18 protein-coding genes are annotated in these 17,539 nt (G+C 75.3%); 15 read left to right on the top strand and 3 right to left on the bottom strand.

Translation table 11 applies throughout. The features are described 5' to 3' along the window. Positions 1-87 precede the first annotated feature (87 nt). The 7 genes from eccCa (at position 88) to glmM (ending at position 8,514) form a co-directional block, all read left to right on the top strand. Positions 88-3,918: a type VII secretion protein EccCa gene (eccCa, locus tag FB388_RS32790; protein ID WP_142106585.1), complete on the top strand. Its 3,831-nt coding sequence runs from the start codon at positions 88-90 to the stop codon at positions 3,916-3,918. Continuing rightward, complete coding sequence (locus FB388_RS32785; protein ID WP_142106584.1) at positions 3,918-5,231, top strand: type VII secretion-associated protein; 1,314 nt, start codon at positions 3,918-3,920, stop codon at positions 5,229-5,231. The genes eccCa and FB388_RS32785 overlap by 1 nt, the downstream gene beginning before the upstream one ends. A 91-nt stretch (positions 5,232-5,322) precedes the next feature. Next, a complete protein-coding gene (locus FB388_RS32780) occupies positions 5,323-5,634 on the top strand; it encodes a WXG100 family type VII secretion target (protein WP_211362402.1) in 312 nt (103 codons plus the stop codon). A 9-nt stretch (positions 5,635-5,643) separates the two neighbouring features. Continuing rightward, on the top strand, positions 5,644-5,934 hold the full coding sequence (locus tag FB388_RS32775; RefSeq protein ID WP_142106583.1) for a WXG100 family type VII secretion target: 291 nt from the start codon (positions 5,644-5,646) through the stop codon (positions 5,932-5,934). A 201-nt stretch (positions 5,935-6,135) separates the two neighbouring features. Next, complete coding sequence (rplM, locus tag FB388_RS32770; RefSeq protein ID WP_142106582.1) at positions 6,136-6,579, top strand: 50S ribosomal protein L13; 444 nt, start codon at positions 6,136-6,138, stop codon at positions 6,577-6,579. Between the two features lie 38 nt (positions 6,580-6,617). Then, the gene (gene rpsI, locus FB388_RS32765; RefSeq protein WP_211362401.1) at positions 6,618-7,166 is read left to right on the top strand and encodes a 30S ribosomal protein S9; all 549 of its coding nucleotides are present in this window, start codon (positions 6,618-6,620) and stop codon (positions 7,164-7,166) included. A gap of 4 nt (positions 7,167-7,170) precedes the next feature. Beyond that, positions 7,171-8,514 carry a phosphoglucosamine mutase gene (gene glmM / locus FB388_RS32760; RefSeq protein WP_142106580.1) on the top strand — a complete coding sequence of 448 codons (1,344 nt, stop codon included), beginning with the start codon at positions 7,171-7,173 and terminating at the stop codon, positions 8,512-8,514. Between the two features lie 43 nt (positions 8,515-8,557). Here glmM and FB388_RS32755 read toward each other — a convergent pair whose 3' ends face one another. Next, on the bottom strand, positions 8,558-9,751 hold the full coding sequence (locus FB388_RS32755) for an FAD-dependent monooxygenase (RefSeq protein ID WP_170225957.1): 1,194 nt from the start codon (positions 9,749-9,751) through the stop codon (positions 8,558-8,560). Between the two features lie 78 nt (positions 9,752-9,829). Between FB388_RS32755 and FB388_RS32750 the strand changes: the two genes are divergently transcribed. Then, complete coding sequence (locus FB388_RS32750; RefSeq protein ID WP_142106578.1) at positions 9,830-10,084, top strand: hypothetical protein; 255 nt, start codon at positions 9,830-9,832, stop codon at positions 10,082-10,084. After that, entirely contained in the window at positions 10,081-10,449 is a 369-nt protein-coding gene (locus tag FB388_RS32745; protein WP_142106577.1) for a hypothetical protein, read from the top strand. Before FB388_RS32750 ends, FB388_RS32745 begins: the two co-directional genes overlap by 4 nt. A 68-nt stretch (positions 10,450-10,517) precedes the next feature. Here the strand turns inward: FB388_RS32745 and FB388_RS32740 are convergent, their stop codons facing one another. After that, complete coding sequence (locus FB388_RS32740) at positions 10,518-11,345, bottom strand: poly(ethylene terephthalate) hydrolase family protein (protein WP_142106576.1); 828 nt, start codon at positions 11,343-11,345, stop codon at positions 10,518-10,520. 78 nt (positions 11,346-11,423) lie between these two features. Between FB388_RS32740 and FB388_RS32735 the strand changes: the two genes are divergently transcribed. After that, positions 11,424-12,869 (top strand): NAD(P)H-hydrate epimerase, encoded by a 1,446-nt coding sequence (locus tag FB388_RS32735; RefSeq protein WP_142106575.1) that lies wholly within the window; start codon positions 11,424-11,426, stop codon positions 12,867-12,869. On the opposite strand, the gene FB388_RS32730 is transcribed toward FB388_RS32735, so the two are convergent. Then, the gene (locus FB388_RS32730; RefSeq protein ID WP_142106574.1) at positions 12,866-13,357 is read right to left on the bottom strand and encodes a hypothetical protein; all 492 of its coding nucleotides are present in this window, start codon (positions 13,355-13,357) and stop codon (positions 12,866-12,868) included. The genes FB388_RS32735 and FB388_RS32730 overlap by 4 nt on opposite strands. 71 nt (positions 13,358-13,428) lie before the next feature. Between FB388_RS32730 and FB388_RS32725 the strand changes: the two genes are divergently transcribed. The 5 genes from FB388_RS32725 to FB388_RS32705 all read left to right on the top strand — a co-directional run bounded on the left by FB388_RS32725 (position 13,429) and on the right by FB388_RS32705 (position 17,531). Continuing rightward, a complete protein-coding gene (locus tag FB388_RS32725) occupies positions 13,429-14,007 on the top strand; it encodes a CGNR zinc finger domain-containing protein (RefSeq protein WP_142106573.1) in 579 nt (192 codons plus the stop codon). Between the two features lie 92 nt (positions 14,008-14,099). Next, on the top strand, positions 14,100-15,257 hold the full coding sequence (alr, locus tag FB388_RS32720; RefSeq protein ID WP_142106572.1) for an alanine racemase: 1,158 nt from the start codon (positions 14,100-14,102) through the stop codon (positions 15,255-15,257). Continuing rightward, positions 15,254-16,357 (top strand): alpha/beta fold hydrolase, encoded by a 1,104-nt coding sequence (locus FB388_RS32715; RefSeq protein WP_142106571.1) that lies wholly within the window; start codon positions 15,254-15,256, stop codon positions 16,355-16,357. Before alr ends, FB388_RS32715 begins: the two co-directional genes overlap by 4 nt. Further along, entirely contained in the window at positions 16,354-16,812 is a 459-nt protein-coding gene (gene tsaE / locus FB388_RS32710; RefSeq protein WP_142106570.1) for a tRNA (adenosine(37)-N6)-threonylcarbamoyltransferase complex ATPase subunit type 1 TsaE, read from the top strand. The genes FB388_RS32715 and tsaE overlap by 4 nt, the downstream gene beginning before the upstream one ends. After that, positions 16,809-17,531, top strand: a complete 723-nt coding sequence (locus FB388_RS32705; RefSeq protein ID WP_246122664.1) for an HAD family hydrolase — start codon at positions 16,809-16,811, stop codon at positions 17,529-17,531. Before tsaE ends, FB388_RS32705 begins: the two co-directional genes overlap by 4 nt. Positions 17,532-17,539: the final 8 nt, after the last annotated feature.

Here is a 17,539-nt window from a genome sequence, read left to right as displayed (position 1 = left end):
CGGCCCCGGCGCCGCCCGTCGGCTGCCTAGCATCGCAGCGCTCGGGGCCCCCGCGGGGCCGATCCGCAGAACTCGTGGAGTCCGAACATGAGCACCGGCCGGTCGCGTACCGCACCACCCCGGATGCCGGGCGGCGAGCTCACGCTGGAACCGCCGCCCGAGCCGGAGCGGGTCGTCCCGGCGGGGGTGCTGCAGCGGATGCTCCCGCTGGTCATGCTCGTCGGCTCGGTGGGCTTCATCGCCGTGCTCGGCGTGCGCGAACCGACGTCGTGGCTGTTCGGCGGGATGTTCGCGATCTCCTCGCTCGGCATGCTGCTCGCCGGCGGCGGTCGCGGGGGAGGCAGCCGCGCGGCCGACATCGACGAGGACCGCCGCGACTACCTGCGGTACCTGTCCGTGCTGCGGGAGCGGGTCCGGGGCATCGCGGCCGAGCAGCGGGCGGCCCTGGAGTGGTCGCACCCGGAACCGTCGGCATGGCCTGCTGTGTTGCGGGCGGGCCGGATGTGGGAGCGCAGGCCGTCCGATCCCGACTTCGCCCACGTCCGCGTCGGCCGGGGTGCTCAGCGCATCGCCACCCGGCTGGTGCCGCCGCAGACCGGGCCCGTCGACGGTCTCGAACCGATCACCGCGCTCGCGCTGCGCCGCTTCCTGCTGAACCACGCGGTCGTGCCCGACCTGCCGGTCGCGCTGTCGTTGCGGGCGAGCGGCACGGTGTGGTTGGAGCCGGCGGGGGCCGGGATCGACCGCGTCCGCGCGCTGGCTCGCGCCGTCGTCGTCCAGTACGCGCTGTGGCACGCGCCGGCCGACGCGCTGCTCGCCGTGGTGGCGCCGCCGTCGCTGGCGCACGAGTGGGAGTGGGTGAAGTGGCTGCCGCACGCCGGGCACCCGCGCCGCCACGACGTGGTCGGGCCGCTGCGGATGATCACCGCGGAGGCGGGCGACGTGCGGCACTGGTGGCTCGCCGAGCTCGCGGGCCGCCCACCCGGCCCCGGCCTCGGGGAGCCACACCTGCTGGTGGTGGTCGACGACGTGGCGGAGGGGCCGGGGGCGTGGGCCGGGGTCGCGGGCGTCACCGTGCTGCGCGTAGGGGCACCGACGGGCAGGCGCCCGGCGCCGTCGGTGGTGCGGCTGCTGGTCGCGCCGGACCTCCTGCTGCGCGGCGGTGGTGACGACCAGCCCCTCGTGATCGGGCGTCCCGACGCTCTCACCGTCGCGGAGGCCACGGCACTGGCCCGCAGGCTCGCGCGGCACCGCGCGGCGGAGGTCACGACCGCGGGTGACCCGGCTCCGGCGGCACCGACCGGGCTGCGCGCGCTGCTCGGCCTCGCGCCCGGCCCGGACGGGATCGCCGCGCTGCGCGCCCGCTGGGCGCGCTCGGAGGCCGACCGGCTGCGGGTGCCGATCGGCGTCGACGAGAGCGGTGTACCGGTCGCCCTCGACCTCAAGGAGGCGGCGCTCGGCGGCAGCGGGCCGCACGGCCTCTGCATCGGCGCCACCGGTTCGGGCAAGAGCGAGCTGCTGCGCACGCTCGTGCTCGGCCTGGCCGCCGCGCACTCGTCCGAGGAGCTGAACCTCGTACTCGTCGACTTCAAGGGCGGCGCCACGTTCCTCGGGCTCTCGGGCCTCCCGCACGTCTCCGCGGTGATCACGAACCTCGCCGACGAGCTCGGCCTCGTCGACCGGATGGCCGACGCGCTCGCCGGTGAGATCAACCGCAGGCAGGAGCTGCTGAGGGCGGCGGGCAACCTCGCCGGGATCACCGAGTACGCCGCGGCCCGGCGCGCAGGCGCCGACCTGCCACCGCTGCCGGCCCTGTTCGTCGTGGTCGACGAGTTCTCCGAGCTGCTCGCGCAGCGGCCGGAGCTGATCGACCTGCTCGTCACGATCGGACGGCTCGGGCGCTCGCTCGGGCTGCACCTGCTGCTCGCCTCGCAGCGCCTCGACGAGGGACGGCTGCGCGGGCTCGAGTCGCACCTGTCGTACCGGATCGCCCTGCGCACGTTCTCCGCAGCGGAGTCCCGCGCCGTCCTCGGGGTGCCGGACGCGCACCAGCTGCCGTCCGCGCCCGGATCGGCGTTCCTCGCCACCGGCACCGGGGAGCTGGTCCGGTTCCGCTCGGCGTACGTGTCCGGTCCGGACACGGCGCCCCGATCGCCCGGCCCGGCCCCGCAGCGGCCGCGGGCGCACCCGTTCGTCGTGGCGCCGGTACGGGTGCCCGACGCACCACCGCCCGACGAGGACACCGCCGACGGGCCGAGCGTCCTCGACACCGTCATCGGGGCGATGGCCGGCAGCGGTCCGCCCGCCCACCGGGTCTGGCTCCCCCCGCTAGCCGACCCGCCGACGCTGGACGAGGTGGGCGGGCCGACCGGCCCGTTGCGGGTGGCGGTCGGGCTCGTCGACCGGCCCTACCAGCAGCGTCGCGACGCGCTCCTCGTCGACCTGGCCGGTGGGTCCGGGCACCTCGCCGTGGTCGGCGCCCCGCGCAGCGGGAAGTCGTCCGCGCTCGCCACCACCGTGCTGGCGCTGGCGCTCACCAGCACCCCCGACGAGCTCGCCGTGCACGTCCTCGACTTCGGCGGCGGGGCCCTGTCGGCGCTGGCCGGGCTCCCGCACGTCGGCACCGTGGCCGACCGGCAGCAACCGGACCTCGTGCGCCGGGTGGTCGCCGCGTTCGCGGCCGTGCTCGCGCGGCGCGAGCAGCTCTTCCGCGAGCACGGGATCGCATCGGTGGAGGCCTTCCGCGCTCGCCGCGCCGCAGGCGAGTTCCCCGGCGAACCGGCCACCGACGTCCTGCTCGTCGTCGACGGGTACCTCGTCCTGCGGGGCGAGTTCGACGACCTGGAGGCGCGGCTGGTGCCACTGGCAGCGCAAGGCCTCTCCTACGGGCTGCACGTCGCGCTGTCGGCCACCCGCTGGAGCGAGCTGCGGCCAGCGCTGAAGGACCTGGTCGGCGGGCGCATCGAGCTGCGGCTGGGGGAGGCTGCCGAATCCGAGGTCGACCGGCGCCGGGCCGCCGCCGTGCCCGCCCGGCCCGGGCACGGGCTCGCTGCCGACGGCGCGCCCGCCGTGGTCGCGGCACCCCGCACCTCCTCAGCCGACCTACCGGCGCTCGTGGCCCGGATCGCGGGTGGCTGGCCGGGTGAGGGGGTCGCCCCGGTGCGGCTGCTGCCCGACCGCATCGACCTGGACCGGCTGCCGCCCGGCGCCGCGGGGATCCCGCTCGGGGTGGACGAGGAGCGGCTCGCGCGGGTTGTGCTCGACCCCGCCGCCGACCCCCACCTGCTGTGCTTCGCCGACGCGGAGAGCGGCAAGACCGCACTGCTGCGGCTGATCGCGCACGGCGTCGTCACCGCGTTCGCGCCGGAACAGGCGCGCATCGTGGTGGTCGACCACCGCCGCACCCTCCTCGGCGTGGTCCCGGACTCCCACCTGATCGGCTACACCAGCACCCCGGACGCCACGGCCACGGCTGCCCGCGACGTGGCCGCATCGCTGCGCAGGCGGCTGCCCGGCCCGGACGTCACCCCCCGTGAGCTGCGGGAACGCAGCTGGTGGACCGGGCCCGACGTGTACGTGCTCGTCGACGACTACGACCTCGTCGCCCCCGGCGGTGGCACCGCGAACCCGCTGCTCCCGCTCGTCGAGTTCCTCGCGCAGGCCAAGGACGTCGGCCTGCACCTGGTGGTCGCCCGGCGGTGCGGTGGCGCCGCGCGGGCCCTTTACGACCCGGTGCTCGGGCGGCTGCGCGAGCTCGCCGCGCCCGGCCTCGTCATGAACGGCAGCCCCGACGAGGGGGCCCTGCTCGGCACCTCGAAGCCCGCCTCCGAGCCGCCGGGGCGCGGGGTGCTGGTCGACCGGCGCCGCACCGCCCGGCGCGTCCAGCTCGCGTGGCTGGCGCCGGACGAGGACGCCTAGTGCGGCCCGTTCGCGTCGCCGTCCAGGAGGGCGCCGGCTTCGTGCGGGTCGCGGGCGCGGAGGTGGACGGCCCGCCGTGGCTGATCGCCGAGCTGCCCGCGCCGGGCCCCGGGGTGGCCACGTTGCTCGCCGAGCTGGTGGGGCCACCGCCGGAGGAGCTGGTGCTCGTCCACCCCGCGCGGTGGCCGCCCGCCCGCGCGGCGTGGTGGGCGCGGGAGTGTGCCGGGCTGGCCGCCCGGGTCAGCGCCGTGCCCGCCCCGCTCGCGGCCGCAGGCCCGGGGGAGGTAGCCGTGCTCGACGTCGGTGCGTCCCTCGCGGAGGCCACGCTGCTGTCCCCGGACGGCCACCTGCTGGCCGTCGCCGCGGCGGAGGTGGGCGGGCGGCTCCTCGACGAGCTGGTGGCCACACGCACCGGCCGGAACCCGGTGGCGGTGCGGGAGGCGTTGTCGCTGCTCCCGGCCGTGGACGGCGTAGCAGCCGCGGCAGTGCGGCCGCTGCTCGCCGAGCCGTTGACGGCCGCGGTCGGTGTGCTGCGCGAGGTGCTGGCGGGCGCCCCGCGGGTGCTGCTCATCGGTGGCCTCGCCCGGATGCCGTTGCTGGCCCGCGTGGTGGACGAGTCGGGTGTCGCGGGGGCGGAGGTGGCCCCGAGGCCGGAGGCCGCAGCGGTGCTGGGCGCACTGCGGTGCCCGATGGAGCCGGGGGTTCGGACCCCGGCAGCGCGCATCGACGGCCCGTCGTACCTGCCGCCGCTGCCCGCCCGTCCCCGGCGACCGCTGCGGGTGGCACTCCTCGGGACCGCTGCTGCCGTCGCCGTCGTCGTGTTGCTCCTGGTCGGACGGCTCCTCGTGCCGCCCGCCGCCGAGGCGCTGCCGGCCGGCGTCCTCGTGCAGTACGGCTACCGGCTCGCCGTTCCCGCGGGCTGGGAGCACACCGGCGGGCTGCCGGAGCGGCGCAGGGTGCTGCTCAGCCCGGTGGCCGCCCCGGAGGGCAGCGACCTGATCGCGGTCGAGCACTCCCGGCTCGGCTACGACACGGCCGCCGAGCCGCAGCGGGCGCAGGCCGAGCTGCGGTCCGCGTACGACGCCGCGGTGGCGGGAGGCTCCACGTTCTCCGGCTACGACCCCAGCGACCACCTCGCCGGGCGCCCGGTCACCTCCTACCGCCAGGAGGAGCCGGGCGGCACGGTCGTCGACTGGTTCGTCGTGCTCGACCGCGACGCGCAGCTCAGCGTGGGCTGCCGCCACACGCAGGCGGGCGCGGAGGCGGTGCGGGCGGCCTGCGCCGTCGTCGTGGCGTCGGTTCGCACCGACTGATGTTCACACCTGTGAACGATCTACCGCGTTCCGCCCCGCGGGGCCCGGTGCCGGTGCGAGCGTGACGGAAACCGCACGGAAGGGGACCGGCATGACCCAGGGATTCGGCACGACAGTCGAGGAGATGCAGGCGGCCGCGAAGCACGTGCTCACCGTGAACGACACGGTGCAGTCCGACCTCGCCGCACTGCGATCCCGGCTCGCTCCGCTCGCCGGGGCGTGGCGTGGCGACGCGTCCGCGGCGTTCATCTCGCTGATGGCGCGGTGGGACGCGGAGGCCAAGTCGCTGAACGACGCCCTGCGCGGCATCGGCGAGTCGATCCAGGGCTCCGGGGTGAGCTACCAGACGCAGGAGGAGCAGCACACGAGCGACATGTCCGCGATCCGCGCGGCGCTGGGCTGAGGGGGAGACATGGGCGAGATCAAGGTCACGTTCGGGGCGCTCGAGGCCGCGCAGTCCGACGTCTCCGGCGTCGCGGGCCGGATGACGAACCAGCTGGAGGACCTGAAGCGGTTCCTGGCGCCGATGGTCGCCACCTGGGAGGGGCAGGCCGCCACCGAGTACCAGGCAAAACAGCGCCAGTGGGACACCGCGGCAGCCGGCCTCGCCAACGTTCTGGGGCAGATCGGAGTGGCGCTCGGCACGGCCAACGAGAGCTACCGTCACGTCGAACAGGTGAACGCTTCGCGCTGGCGGGCCTGACCTCGGGCGTCGGGGGAGGGGGCGTTTTGACCCTCCTCCGACGCGGCGGGTACCCTCGTTCTTCGATGTGCGGCGGGTGGACACCCGCGGCCGTGCCACCACGGCCCGCACGGCCCGGCCCACGGGCCCGGCGCCCCAGCATGCCGCACTCGCGCACCAGAGGCAGCTCCCACGAGCAGACGACAGCGACGAGGTAGGTCCGTGCCCACGTACAGCCCCAAGCCCGGCGAGATCAACCGCGCCTGGCACGTGATCGACGCCACGGACGTGGTGCTCGGCCGCCTCGCCACGCACGCCGCCACCCTGCTGCGCGGCAAGCACAAGCCGACCTACGCCCCGCACATGGACACCGGCGACTTCGTCGTCATCGTCAACGCCGAGAAGATCGCCGTCTCCGGCACCAAGCGGGACAACAAGTTCGTCTACCGCCACAGCGGCTTCCCCGGCGGCCTCAAGCAGCGCTCGGTCGGCGAGATGATCGAGAAGCACCCGGACCGGCTCGTCGAGAAGGCGATCAAGGGCATGCTCCCGAAGAACCGCCTCGGCCGGGCGATGGCCAAGAAGCTCAAGGTCTACGCCGGCCCCGAGCACCCGCACGCCGCGCAGAAGCCGGCCGCGTTCGAGATCACCCAGGTCGCCCAGTGACCACGCCAGACGCGACCACACCAGAAGAGGGACAGCCCGTGAGCACCCCCGAGTCCGAGATCGAGGCCGTCGAGGAGGCCGCGGTCGACGCAGAGGCCACCGAGATCGCCGACTCCGCCGAGGAGTACGACACCGAGTTCGCAGGCGACACCGACGTCGACGTCGACGTCGCGCTGCCCGAGGTTCCGGCCGTCTACTCCGACCGCCCGATCCAGACCGTCGGCCGCCGCAAGGAGGCCGTCGTCCGCGTGCGGCTCATGCCCGGGTCCGGCGCCTTCCGGCTCAACGGCAAGTCGCTCGAGGAGTACTTCCCGAACAAGCTGCACCAGCAGCTGATCCGGGAGCCGCTGGTCACGGTCGAGAAGACCGAGCGCTTCGACATCTTCGCCAACCTCAAGGGCGGCGGCACGTCCGGTCAGGCGGGTGCGCTGCGCCTGGCCATCGCCCGTGCGCTGATCGAGGCCGACTCCGAGGACCGCCCGCCGCTGAAGAAGGCCGGCTTCCTCACCCGCGACCCGCGGGTCATCGAGCGCAAGAAGTACGGCCTCAAGAAGGCCCGCAAGGCGCCCCAGTACAGCAAGCGCTGACGCGTTGACCGCACGGCGTCTGTTCGGCACCGACGGCGTTCGCGGACTGGCCAACGGCGAGCTCCTCACCCCGGAGCTCGCCGTGGCGCTTTCCGCGTCCGCCGCACGCGTGCTGGCCGAGCGGGATCGCTCGCACCGCCCGGTCGCCGTCGTCGGCCGCGACCCGCGTGCGAGCGGTGAGATGCTCGAAGCCGCGGTCGTCGCCGGTCTCACCTCGGCCGGTGCCGATGCGGTTCGCGTCGGGGTCCTCCCCACGCCCGCGGTGGCGTTCCTGGTCGGTGAGCTCGGAGCCGACCTCGGCGTGATGATCTCCGCGTCGCACAACCCGATGCCGGACAACGGCATCAAGCTGTTCGCGGCGGGCGGCCACAAGCTCCCCGACTCCGTGGAGAGCGCGGTCGAGGAGGGCATCGGCGCCGCGGCGGACCGGCCCACGGGGGCGGCGATCGGGCGCGTGCGCGACCTCGCCGACGCCGTCGACCGCTACCGCGACCACCTGCTCGCCGTCACGCCGGTCCCGCTGTCCGGGCTGCGCGTCGTGGTCGACTGCGCGCACGGGGCCGCGTCCACGGTGGCGCCGGAGGCGTACCGGCGCGCCGGCGCCGAGGTCGTGGCACTGCACGCCGAGCCGGACGGGCTCAACATCAACGACGGCGTCGGCTCCACCCACCTCGGGTCGCTGCGCGACGCCGTACGCGCCCACGGGGCCGACCTGGGCATCGCCCACGACGGCGACGCCGACCGCTGCCTCGCCGTCGACGCCACCGGCGCGGAGATCGACGGCGACCAGATCATGGCCGTGCTGGCCGTCGCCATGCGCGATGCGGGCGAGCTGGCCGAGAACACCCTCGTCGCCACCGTGATGAGCAACCTGGGCCTGCACCTCGCGATGCGCGAGGCCGGCATCACGGTGCGCACCACGGCCGTCGGCGACCGGTACGTGCTCGAGGAGCTGCGCGACGGCGGGTTCAGCCTCGGCGGTGAGCAGTCGGGGCACGTGGTCCTGCCGCGCTACTCCACCACCGGTGACGGCCTGCTCACCGCGTTGCGGTTGATGGCGCGCATGGCGGCCACCGGCCGCTCCCTCGCCGATCTCGCCGCGGTCGTCACCCCGCTTCCGCAGGTGCTGCGGAACGTGCAGGTGGCCGACAAGGCCGCCGTGGCCGGGTCCGCGGCCGTCCGCGAGGCCGTGGAGAAGGCCGAGGTCGAGCTCGGCGGCTCCGGCCGCGTGCTGCTGCGGCCGTCGGGCACGGAGCAGCTGGTCCGCGTGATGGTCGAGGCGCCCACCGCCGAGCAGGCGCAGGCCACCGCGGGGCGCCTGGCCGAGGTCGTCGCCGCGGTCCACTGATCGCCATTCCGTCGATCATGAGCCCGCGGTCTGCCGCACGCGCCTAGGGCGAGGTGTCGACCCCGGCGTAGGCGTGCGCGAACCAGCGCGCCAGCAGCGGGTCGCCGAGCAGCGCCGCGAGCCAACCCTCCCGCACACCGTTCGTGAACCCGCCCGGTACCGCGCCGGCCGGCTCCGAGCCGTTGCGCAGTCCGGAGAGGAGGACGCGCAGGTACCACATCGAGAACGCCTCGGTCCGCCAGATCGCGGGCAGCCGGGTCGCGGTGTAGTCGGCGAGCCGGCCGCCGTCCCGGGCCGGGCCGAACCTGTCGACCAGCCCGGCGGCCAGCTCGACCGCGTCCTGGATCGCCAGGTTCATGCCCTTGCCCGCCGCGGACGTGATGAGGTGGGCCGCGTCGCCCGCGAGGAAGAGCCTGCCGTCCTGCATCGGCTCGTTGACCCGCACGCGGAGCTCGACCACGGTCGGCTCGCCGAGCGGCACGTCGTCGAGCTTGCCGTGGATGTCGAGCCGGCGCGCCAGCTCCGAGCGGATCCGCTCCTCCGGCCAGTCGGCGGCCGTGTCCGTGGCCGGTGCCTCCAGGTAGTAGCGGGTCTGGTGCGGCCCGCGGCGCATCTGACCCGCGAAGCCGCGCGGATGCAGGCCGTAGAGCGTGTGCCCCTCGAGCGGCGGGGCGTCGGCGATCACCGCGATCAGGCGGGCCGGCAGGTCCTCCCGGTTCGTGCGCAGCCCCGTCATCGCGGTGGCGACCACGCTGCGCGAGCCCTCGCACCCGACCACCACCTGCGCGTCGACCTCGCTGCCGTCCGCCAGCGTGACGACGGCACCGTCCGCGTCCTGGCGCACCGCGCCGACCGCGGTGGAGAACCGCACGTCGGCCCCCTCCGCGACCAGCGCATCGCTCAGAGCGCCGACCAGCTGGTGCTGCGGATAGATGTAGTTCGGGCGGTCGCCGGTCAGCCGCCCGTAGTCGAACACGGTCGACGCGGTCGGCGTCCGGAACTCCATGCGCCCGTTCCGCAGCGTGAACTCGAGATCCACGTCCGCGATCCCGACGCTCCGCAGCAGCTCGACGGTCCGGTACTCGATCAGGCCTGCCCCCGGCTTCGCGGTGAGCTCGGCCCGCGACCGGCGTTCGAACACCGTGACCGGGATCCCGGCCCGATGGAGCAGGCGAGCGAGCACCAGGCCGGCCGGACCGGCACCTATGACGACAACATCCCCCGTGACATCCCCCACGGCAACGACAACACATTCCGCTCCGCGGTATTTCCGTGTTCGCCCTCGGCGGATGAGCGGTTCCGGCACGATCGACGCATGCCGCCCCAGCTGCACCTGCATCCCGACCGGTTGCACGGCCACGCCCGTTCTGCCTCGGGGCTGGCGGACGAGCTGCACGCTGCGCTGCGCGGCGCACCCGCGGGCCTCGACATCGAGCGGCTGCGCCGCGCCGCAGGGGAGCTCGTGGAGCTGAGCGACGCGCTCCGCGGTGCCGCGGCGGCCGGGAGCGCGGCCGACGCGGAGCTGTCGACGGCGCTCACCCGCCTCCGGGACGCCCTGGACCTGCGGTGAGCGACGACGCGCTCCGGGACGCGGCGCGGTGGTGCGCGCAGCTCGCGGAAGTGCTCGGCGACGTCGGGCGCCGGGTCGCGGTGCTCGGGGAGCAGGTCGCCCGCGACTGGCCGGACGTCCGGGGCCGGGAGTGGGCGGAGCGCACGTCGCTGCTGGGCGCCCTGCTCGGGCGGGAGGCGACCGCCGCGGCCGAGCAGAGCGACGCGTACGCGCGGCAGGCCGCCGACGCCGTCGTCCCACCGCTCCCCGCTGGCGGCGGAGGAGGCCGGCGGACCGGCATGCGGCTCGGCGGCACGGACGCCCAGCGAGTCGACGACGAGCGAGGCATGCGGATCGCCGAGCTCGACCCACCTCGGCCCGGCTGACGCGCCGCACCCAGGCCGCGACTCGCGTACACCCAGACCGCGACTCGCGGGCACCGGAACCGGGCGGGTCAGGGGCGGGAGATGAGGGTGGTGCGGGGGACCTGGCCGTCGACGAGGACGTCGACGCGGTCCTCGTCGAGCAGGTGGTGCATCAGGAACGCGGTGACCAGGGCGCGGGTGAGGCGGCGGGTCTTGGCGTCGGGGCTGCCGGAGAGCACGAAGTCGCTCCAGTGCGTGCCCTCGAGGAAGCCGGTGTGGGAGGCCTTGTCGATGGTCCGGAGCCACACCGGTCCGCCGGCCGCGGCCGCGACCGGCTCGGCGTTGCCGGCGGGCGGGGTGACGGTGTCGCGGCCGGCGGCGATGTGCAGTGCCGGCACGGTGACCGCGCTCGCCGCGTCGTGGACGGCCACGTGGGTGTGCGCCACCGCGATCGTGACGACGGCAGCGACCCGCGGGTGGCCCTGCGCGGCGATGAGCGCGGCCGCGCCGCCGATCCCGTGGCCGGCGAAGGCGGTGCGGCGGGCGTCCACGCTGATGCGGCCGTCGCCGAGGCGGACTCCGGCGCACACGTCGAGGGTGGTGCGCAGGTCGGCGGCGAACCCGGCGTGACTGGGCAGGGGGCCGCGGTGGCTGCCGGGGGCGGCCGCGACGATGCCCCATGACGCGAGGTGGCGCAGCAGGTCGGCGTAGCGCTGCGGGGGCTGCAGCCAGTCGTGCCCGAACGCGACGGCCGGCAGTCCAAGGCCCTCCTCGGGCGCGAAGACCACGCCCGGGAGGCCGACCATGCCGAGGTCGCCGCGGAGCACGGTGTGGGGGCCGGGCCGCGACAGCCGCTCGACGGCGTCCTTGGCGCCGCGCACCTCGGGCGGTCGGGCGGCGGAGCGGGTGCGGGTCACAGGGCGCACGTTAGCGGCCCCGGTAGGAGGTCTGCGACGGGACGCGCGGAACGCGGGAGCGGGTCCTACGCTCCTCCCATGCGGGGGGTATGGACTGCTCAGCAGGTGCGGGACGCCGAGGCCGTGCTGCTGGGGCGCACCCCGGACGGTGCGTTGATGCGGCGGGCCGCGTTCGGGCTCGCGGTGCACGCCCGACGGTTGCTCGCCGCGGACGGGCGCGTGGCGGGGCGGCGGGTCGTGCTGCTCGTCGGGGCGGGCAACAACGGTGGCGACGCGCTGTGGGCCGGCATGGAGCTGCGCAGGCGCGGGGTGGGCGTCACGGCCGTGCTGCTCGATCCGGCGCGGGCGCATCCGGAAGGGCTCACGGCGCTGCTGCGTGCGGGCGGGCGCATCGTCGACGCCGGGGCCGGGCTCGTGGCCGTTCCCGGAGCCGACCTCGTGATCGACGGCGTCGTCGGCATCTCCGGCCGGGGCCCGCTGCGCGAGCCGGCCGCCCGCCTCGTGGCGGCCGCCGACGCGGCGGGCGTGCCGGTGCTGGCCGTGGACCTGCCCAGCGGGGTCGACCCGGACACCGGCGCCGTCGACGGGCCCGCCGTCACCGCCGCAGCGACCGTGACCTTCGGTGCGCTCAAGCCGGTGCACGTCCTCGCGGCGGCCCGTTGCGGGTCGGTGCACCTGGTGGACATCGGGCTCGGCCCGCTCCTGCCGGAGCCGCACGCCCACGTGCTCGACGCCCCCGACGTGGCCGCGCGTTGGCCCGTGCCCGGCCCGACCGACGACAAGTACACGCAGGGTGTCACGGGGATCGCGGCCGGCTCGGCGACCTACCCCGGTGCGGCCGTGCTGGCCAGCGGCGCCGCCGCGCTCGCGACGAGCGGGATGGTGCGGTTCGCCGGGAGCGCAGCGCCCGGCGTGCGCGACCGGTGGCCGGAGGTCGTGGCCACCGGTTCGATCGAGGAGGCGGGGCGGGTGCAGGCCTGGGCGGTCGGGCCCGGCATCGGCACCGACGACGCGGGCCGCGCGGTGCTGGCCGCGGCCGTCGCCGACGAGGTGCCGCTCTGCGTGGACGCCGACGCCATCACACTGCTGGCGACCCACAAGGACCTCAGGGACGCGCTGCGCGGACGACCGGTCGTGCTCACCCCGCACGACCGCGAGTTCGCGCGGGTGGCGGGTGAGGTGGGCACGGACCGGATCGGCGCGGCCCGCCGGGCAGCGGCCGACCTGGGGGTATCCGTGCTCCTCAAGGGCAACGCCACGGTCGTCGCCGATCCGCACGGGCGGGCGCTCGTGCACCCCTCGACGTCCTCGTGGGCGGCCACTGCGGGGTCCGGTGACGTCCTCACCGGGACGATCGGCGCGCTGCTCGCCGCGGGTCTCGAGCCGTGGTGGGCCGCGGGATGCGCCGCCTACGTGCACGGGCTGGCAGCAGGCCTGGCCGCCCGTGGCGCCCCGGCCCCTGCGTCCCGCCTGCAGGCCGCCCTCCCGGCCGCGATCCGCTCCGTACGGGCCGCTTTGCGCTAGCGGGGCATCGGGCCGAAGGCGTCCAGCGCCGCCCGCACCTCGCGCAACCGGGCAGCGAGGTCGTCGGGACAACGCCGGTGGTAGACCGGCCCGCTGCCATCGGCCAGCAGGGCCCTCAGCTGCGCGACACCGCACGCCGACACCGGGCCGCCCGCGAGGAGCCGGTCGACGAGTCCCTGCAGTTCCGGGGCAGCGGCACGGACGTGGCGCCGGCTGACCCGCACCGCCGTGATCGCCCGCGGTTGCCCGTCCGTCAGTGCGAGCACCCGCTGCAGCGTGCCGGCCAGTCCCCTGCAAGCGGCCGGTCGCACCAGCCACTGGGCCCGCACGGCCAGCACGGCGCTGTTCTCCGGCGGTTCGCCCGCGCCGAGCCTGCGGTCCAGCCGCGATGCGCACAGGCGGGCCGCCCACACGTCGCGCGCCCGGATCTTCCGCTCGGCGAGCCCGCCGCCGCTCCCGGTCACCAGCACCGCCTTCGGCGTGACCATGAAACACAGCTTGCCGGTCACGGCATGACCTGTCAACGGGCTTTACTGGTCACGACGCATAGGATGGCCGGATGCCCCTCCCCGCCTGGGTCGCTCCGGACGAGACGAAGCCGGCCCCGATGCCGCTGCTGCTGGTCCAGGCGTTCGTGAACACGTTCGAGGCGGACAGCGACACCGATCTCCTCCGCGAGCCGGACAGCGCCCGCCACTGGTTGACTGCTGCCGGTCTCGCGGACGCCGCAACCGTCCTGGGCTACGAAGAGCTGCGAGTTGCACGCGAGGTGCGGGAGAGCGTCCGGGCGGTACTGGCGGCGAACGCAGGCGGCCCGCCTCCCGGTGCAGCCGTTCTGGCACCGCTGCGCGCCGCGGCTCGGGCGAGCACGCCCTTGTTCGAGATCGATCCGATCGGTCGCGTGCACATCGAGCCCTCGCCGCGTTCTGGGTCCGAGATCGCCTGGACGGGACTCCTGATCGTGATCCGCGACGCCCAGGCCGACGGGACCTGGCAGCGCCTCAAAGCGTGTGAGAACCACGAGTGCGGCTGGGCGTTCTACGACCGATCGCACGGGCGGCGTGGGAGGTGGTGTGAGATGTCCGGCTGCGGGAACCGCGTGAAGAACCGCAACCTGCGCGCGCGGCGGCGTGCCTAGCGTGCCCGCACGACCCGCTGCCGTGGGGTTTCCCCGCTCGCGGGTGCCCGGGAGGTCGGGCCAGCCGGGATGCGCGATCCACGGCGAATGCGATGATTGACTACGTGGAGTCTCCGTCGAGTGCGCCGCGGGCCGAAGCCCTCGTCGACCTCGCGGCCATCCGCCACAACGTCGAGGTGCTCCGTGCGGCGGCCCCGACCGCCCGGCTGATGGCCGTGGTCAAGGCCGACGGGTACGGGCACGGCGCGGTGCCGGTCGCGGAGGCGGCGCTGGTGGCGGGCGCGTCCTGGCTGGGCGTCTGCACCCTCGACGAGGCCGCGGAGCTGAGGGGCGCCGGGATCACGGCGCCGCTGCTGTCGTGGCTGCACCTGCCGGACGACGACTTCACCGAGGCAGTGGCCACCGACGTCGATCTGTCCGTCGCGTCGCGGGCGCACCTCGCCGCCGTCACCGCGGGTGCCCGGCGCGCCGGCCGCCCGGCCCGGGTGCACCTGAAGGTCGACACCGGCCTCTCCCGGGGCGGGGTGCAACCCGCCGACTGGGACGCCCTGCTCGACGACGTCGAGAAGGCGGCCGCCGACGGGCACGTGGAGGTCGTGGCGGTCTGGTCGCACCTCGCCAACGCCGACATCCCGGACCACCCCAGCCTCGACCTGCAGGCGGCCCGGCTCACGGCGGCGTGGGAGGCGGCCTGCGAGCGCGGGTTCACCCCGATCCGCCACCTGGCGAACGCCGCGGCCACGCTCACGCGTCCCGACCTGCACTTCGACCTGGTCCGGCCGGGGATCGCGGTGTACGGGCTCGACCCGCTCGGTCGCCCGCCCGCCGAGACGTCCCTGAAGCCGGCGATGACGCTGCGCGGTCGCGTGGCGCTGGTCAAGCGGGTACCGGCCGGTGAGGGCGTGTCGTACGGGCACGAGTGGACCACCCGGAGCGACACGATCCTTGCGCTCGTCCCGGTTGGGTACGCCGACGGTGTGCCGCGCAGGTTGAGCGGGCGGATGCGGGTGCTGCTGGGCGGCGCGCTGCGCCCGGTCGTCGGCCGGGTGAGCATGGACCAGGTGGTGGTGGACTGCGAGGACGGCGCGGGCGTCCGGGAAGGTGACACAGCGGTGTTCTTCGGCCCCGGTGACGATGGGGAGCCGACCGCCCAGGACTGGGCGGACGAGCTCGGCACCATCCACTACGAGATCGTCACGGGCGTGCACAGCAGGCGCGTGACCCGTACGCACACCGGGATCGCCCGGTGAGACGAGGACAGATCTGGGGAGCCGTGGCAGGAGCAGCGGGCGCGGCGGTCACCGGCGTCGCCGTCGGCGTGGCCGCCCACAAGCATTCGCAGGTCGCGGCGGAGCGCAGGCGGCTGGCCGCGCAGCTGTCGGAGAAGCCTCCGCAGCTGGCCGGGCTGCCGGTGAGCGAGCCGTCGTCGGTCACCGCCGATGACGGGGTGCGCCTCTCCTGCGAGGAGATCGAGGCGAAGGACGGGAACCCGGCGCTCACCGTGGTGCTCGTCCACGGCTTCGCGCTGGACCGGGGAACCTGGCACTTCCAGCGCCAGTCGCTGCCCGCGCTCTCCGACCCGTCGATCCGGGTGGTGCTCTACGACCAGCGCAGCCACGGTCGTTCCGAGCGCGCCCCGCAGGAGAGCTGCACCCTCGAGCAGCTCGGCCACGACCTCGACGCCGTGATCAGGGCGCTCGCCCCCGAGGGGCCGCTGGTGCTCGTCGGCCACTCCATGGGCGGCATGACGATCATGGCGATGGCCGAGCAGAACCCGGAGCTGTTCGCCGAGCGGGTGGTGGGCGTCGCGCTCATCTCGACCTCGGCGGGCGAGGTGGCCAGCGGTGGCCTGCCGGGCACCCTGCTGTCCCGGCACAACCCGCTCACCCGCGGCGTCGGTCTGCTCGCACGGCTGCAGCCCACGCTCGTGGAGACCGCCCGCAAGGCCCTTGGCGACGTGATCTGGTCGCTCACCCGCAAGTTCGCCTACGGCGACCGCCACGTCGCCCCCTGGCTGGTCGACCTCGTCGACACGATGATCAGCACCAACGCCGTCGACGCGCTCATCGACTTCGCCGACACCGTCAACAGCCACAACCGGGTGGCCGCGCTGCCCTCGCTCGCCCGCTGCGAGGTGCTCGTCGCCGCGGGCACGGCCGACCGCGTGATCCCGGCCACGCACAGCGACGTCATCGCCGCCGAGCTGCCGGACGCCCGGCTGGTGCACTTCGACGGGGTCGGGCACCTGCCCATGCTGGAACGGCCCGCCGAGATGGACGAGGCGCTCGTCGACCTCATCCGGCGCAGCGCCGACCGCGTCCGCCCGCGCCGGTTCCGGTGGCGCGCATGACCGCGGGGCTGGAGCTGGACGTCGAGCTGGTGCTGCCGGAGCCTGCCGACACGGAGGCGCTCGGCGAGCGGCTCGCCGCCGAGCTCGGACCGGGCGACCTCGTGGTGCTGTCCGGGCCGCTGGGCGCCGGCAAGACCGTGCTCGTGCGCGGCATCGCCCGCGGCCTCGGGGTGGCCGGGCCGGTCACCTCGCCGACGTTCGTGATCGCGCGCGAGCACCGGCCGCTCCCCGGCGGCCGCGGGGTTCCGCTCGTGCACGTCGACGCCTACCGCCTCGGCGGTGCCGCGGAGCTCGACGACCTCGACCTCGACACCGACCTCTCCGAGGCCGTCGTCGTGGTCGAGTGGGGCGAGGGGGTGGCCGAGCGGCTGGCCTCCCGGCACCTGCTCGTGCGGCTGCAACGGCAGCCCGACGACGTGCGCACGGCCACCGTGTCCGTCATGGAGGACGCGTGATCGAGGCCGTCATCTTCGACTGGGGCGGCACGCTCACCCCCTGGAACCGGATCGACAACCTCGAGGGCTGGCGCCTGCTCGCCGACGTCCTGCACGACGGCGACGCGGAGCGCGCGGCCGCGCTCGCCGATGCGCTGCTGGCCGCCGAGGACGCCCGGTGGGCCGCCGTCCGCGACGAGCACCGGGCCTTCACCCTCGAGCAGGTGCTGGCCGACGCGGCGCACCACCACCCGGCCGACGTACCAGCCCAGGTGCGCGAGTCGGCCCTGGCCCTGCACCGCGACTTCTGGTTCGGGCAGATGCCGACCGACCCGCAGGCCGCCCCCACGCTGCAGGCGCTGCGCGAGCGCGGGCTGAAGCTCGGCGTGCTGTCGTCCACCTCGTGGCCGCGGGAGTGGCACGAGGCCCGGTTCCGCTCCGACGGCGTCCTCGACCTGTTCGACGCCTGCGTGTGGTCGAGCGACCTGGAGTGGACCAAGCCGCACCCGGAGGCGTTCCGGGCCGCCATGGACGCGGTGGGCGTCGACGACCCGGGTGCGTGCGTCTACGTGGGCGATCGCCCGTACGACGACATCAGCGGTGCCAAGGCGGTGGGCATGCGGGCGGTGTTCGTGCCGCACTCGGACATCCCGGCCGCCCAGCAGGTGCCGGTGGACGTGCACCCCGACGCCGTGCTGCACCGCCTCGCGGATCTGCCGGACCTCATCGCGGCCTGGTGACCGGGCGC

The sequence above is a fragment of the Pseudonocardia cypriaca genome (genome assembly GCF_006717045.1).
Lineage (GTDB): Bacteria > Actinomycetota > Actinomycetes > Mycobacteriales > Pseudonocardiaceae > Pseudonocardia > Pseudonocardia cypriaca.
Note: the sequence above shows the minus strand (reverse complement) of the source record. Positions and strands in the feature narration are given on the sequence as shown.

What these genes read in the sequence shown, in the direction of transcription:
- eccCa (WP_142106585.1), top strand. Translation starts at nt 88, where the DNA reads ATGAGCACCGGCCGGTCGCGTACCGCACCACCCCGGATGCCGGGCGGC.
- FB388_RS32780 (WP_211362402.1), top strand. Translation starts at nt 5,323, where the DNA reads ATGACCCAGGGATTCGGCACGACAGTCGAGGAGATGCAGGCGGCCGCG.
- FB388_RS32775 (WP_142106583.1), top strand. Translation starts at nt 5,644, where the DNA reads ATGGGCGAGATCAAGGTCACGTTCGGGGCGCTCGAGGCCGCGCAGTCC.
- FB388_RS32750 (WP_142106578.1), top strand. Translation starts at nt 9,830, where the DNA reads ATGCCGCCCCAGCTGCACCTGCATCCCGACCGGTTGCACGGCCACGCC.
- FB388_RS32735 (WP_142106575.1), top strand. Translation starts at nt 11,424, where the DNA reads ATGCGGGGGGTATGGACTGCTCAGCAGGTGCGGGACGCCGAGGCCGTG.
- FB388_RS32730 (WP_142106574.1), bottom strand. Translation starts at nt 13,357, where the DNA reads ATGGTCACGCCGAAGGCGGTGCTGGTGACCGGGAGCGGCGGCGGGCTC.
- FB388_RS32725 (WP_142106573.1), top strand. Translation starts at nt 13,429, where the DNA reads ATGCCCCTCCCCGCCTGGGTCGCTCCGGACGAGACGAAGCCGGCCCCG.
- alr (WP_142106572.1), top strand. Translation starts at nt 14,100, where the DNA reads ATGATTGACTACGTGGAGTCTCCGTCGAGTGCGCCGCGGGCCGAAGCC.
- tsaE (WP_142106570.1), top strand. Translation starts at nt 16,354, where the DNA reads ATGACCGCGGGGCTGGAGCTGGACGTCGAGCTGGTGCTGCCGGAGCCT.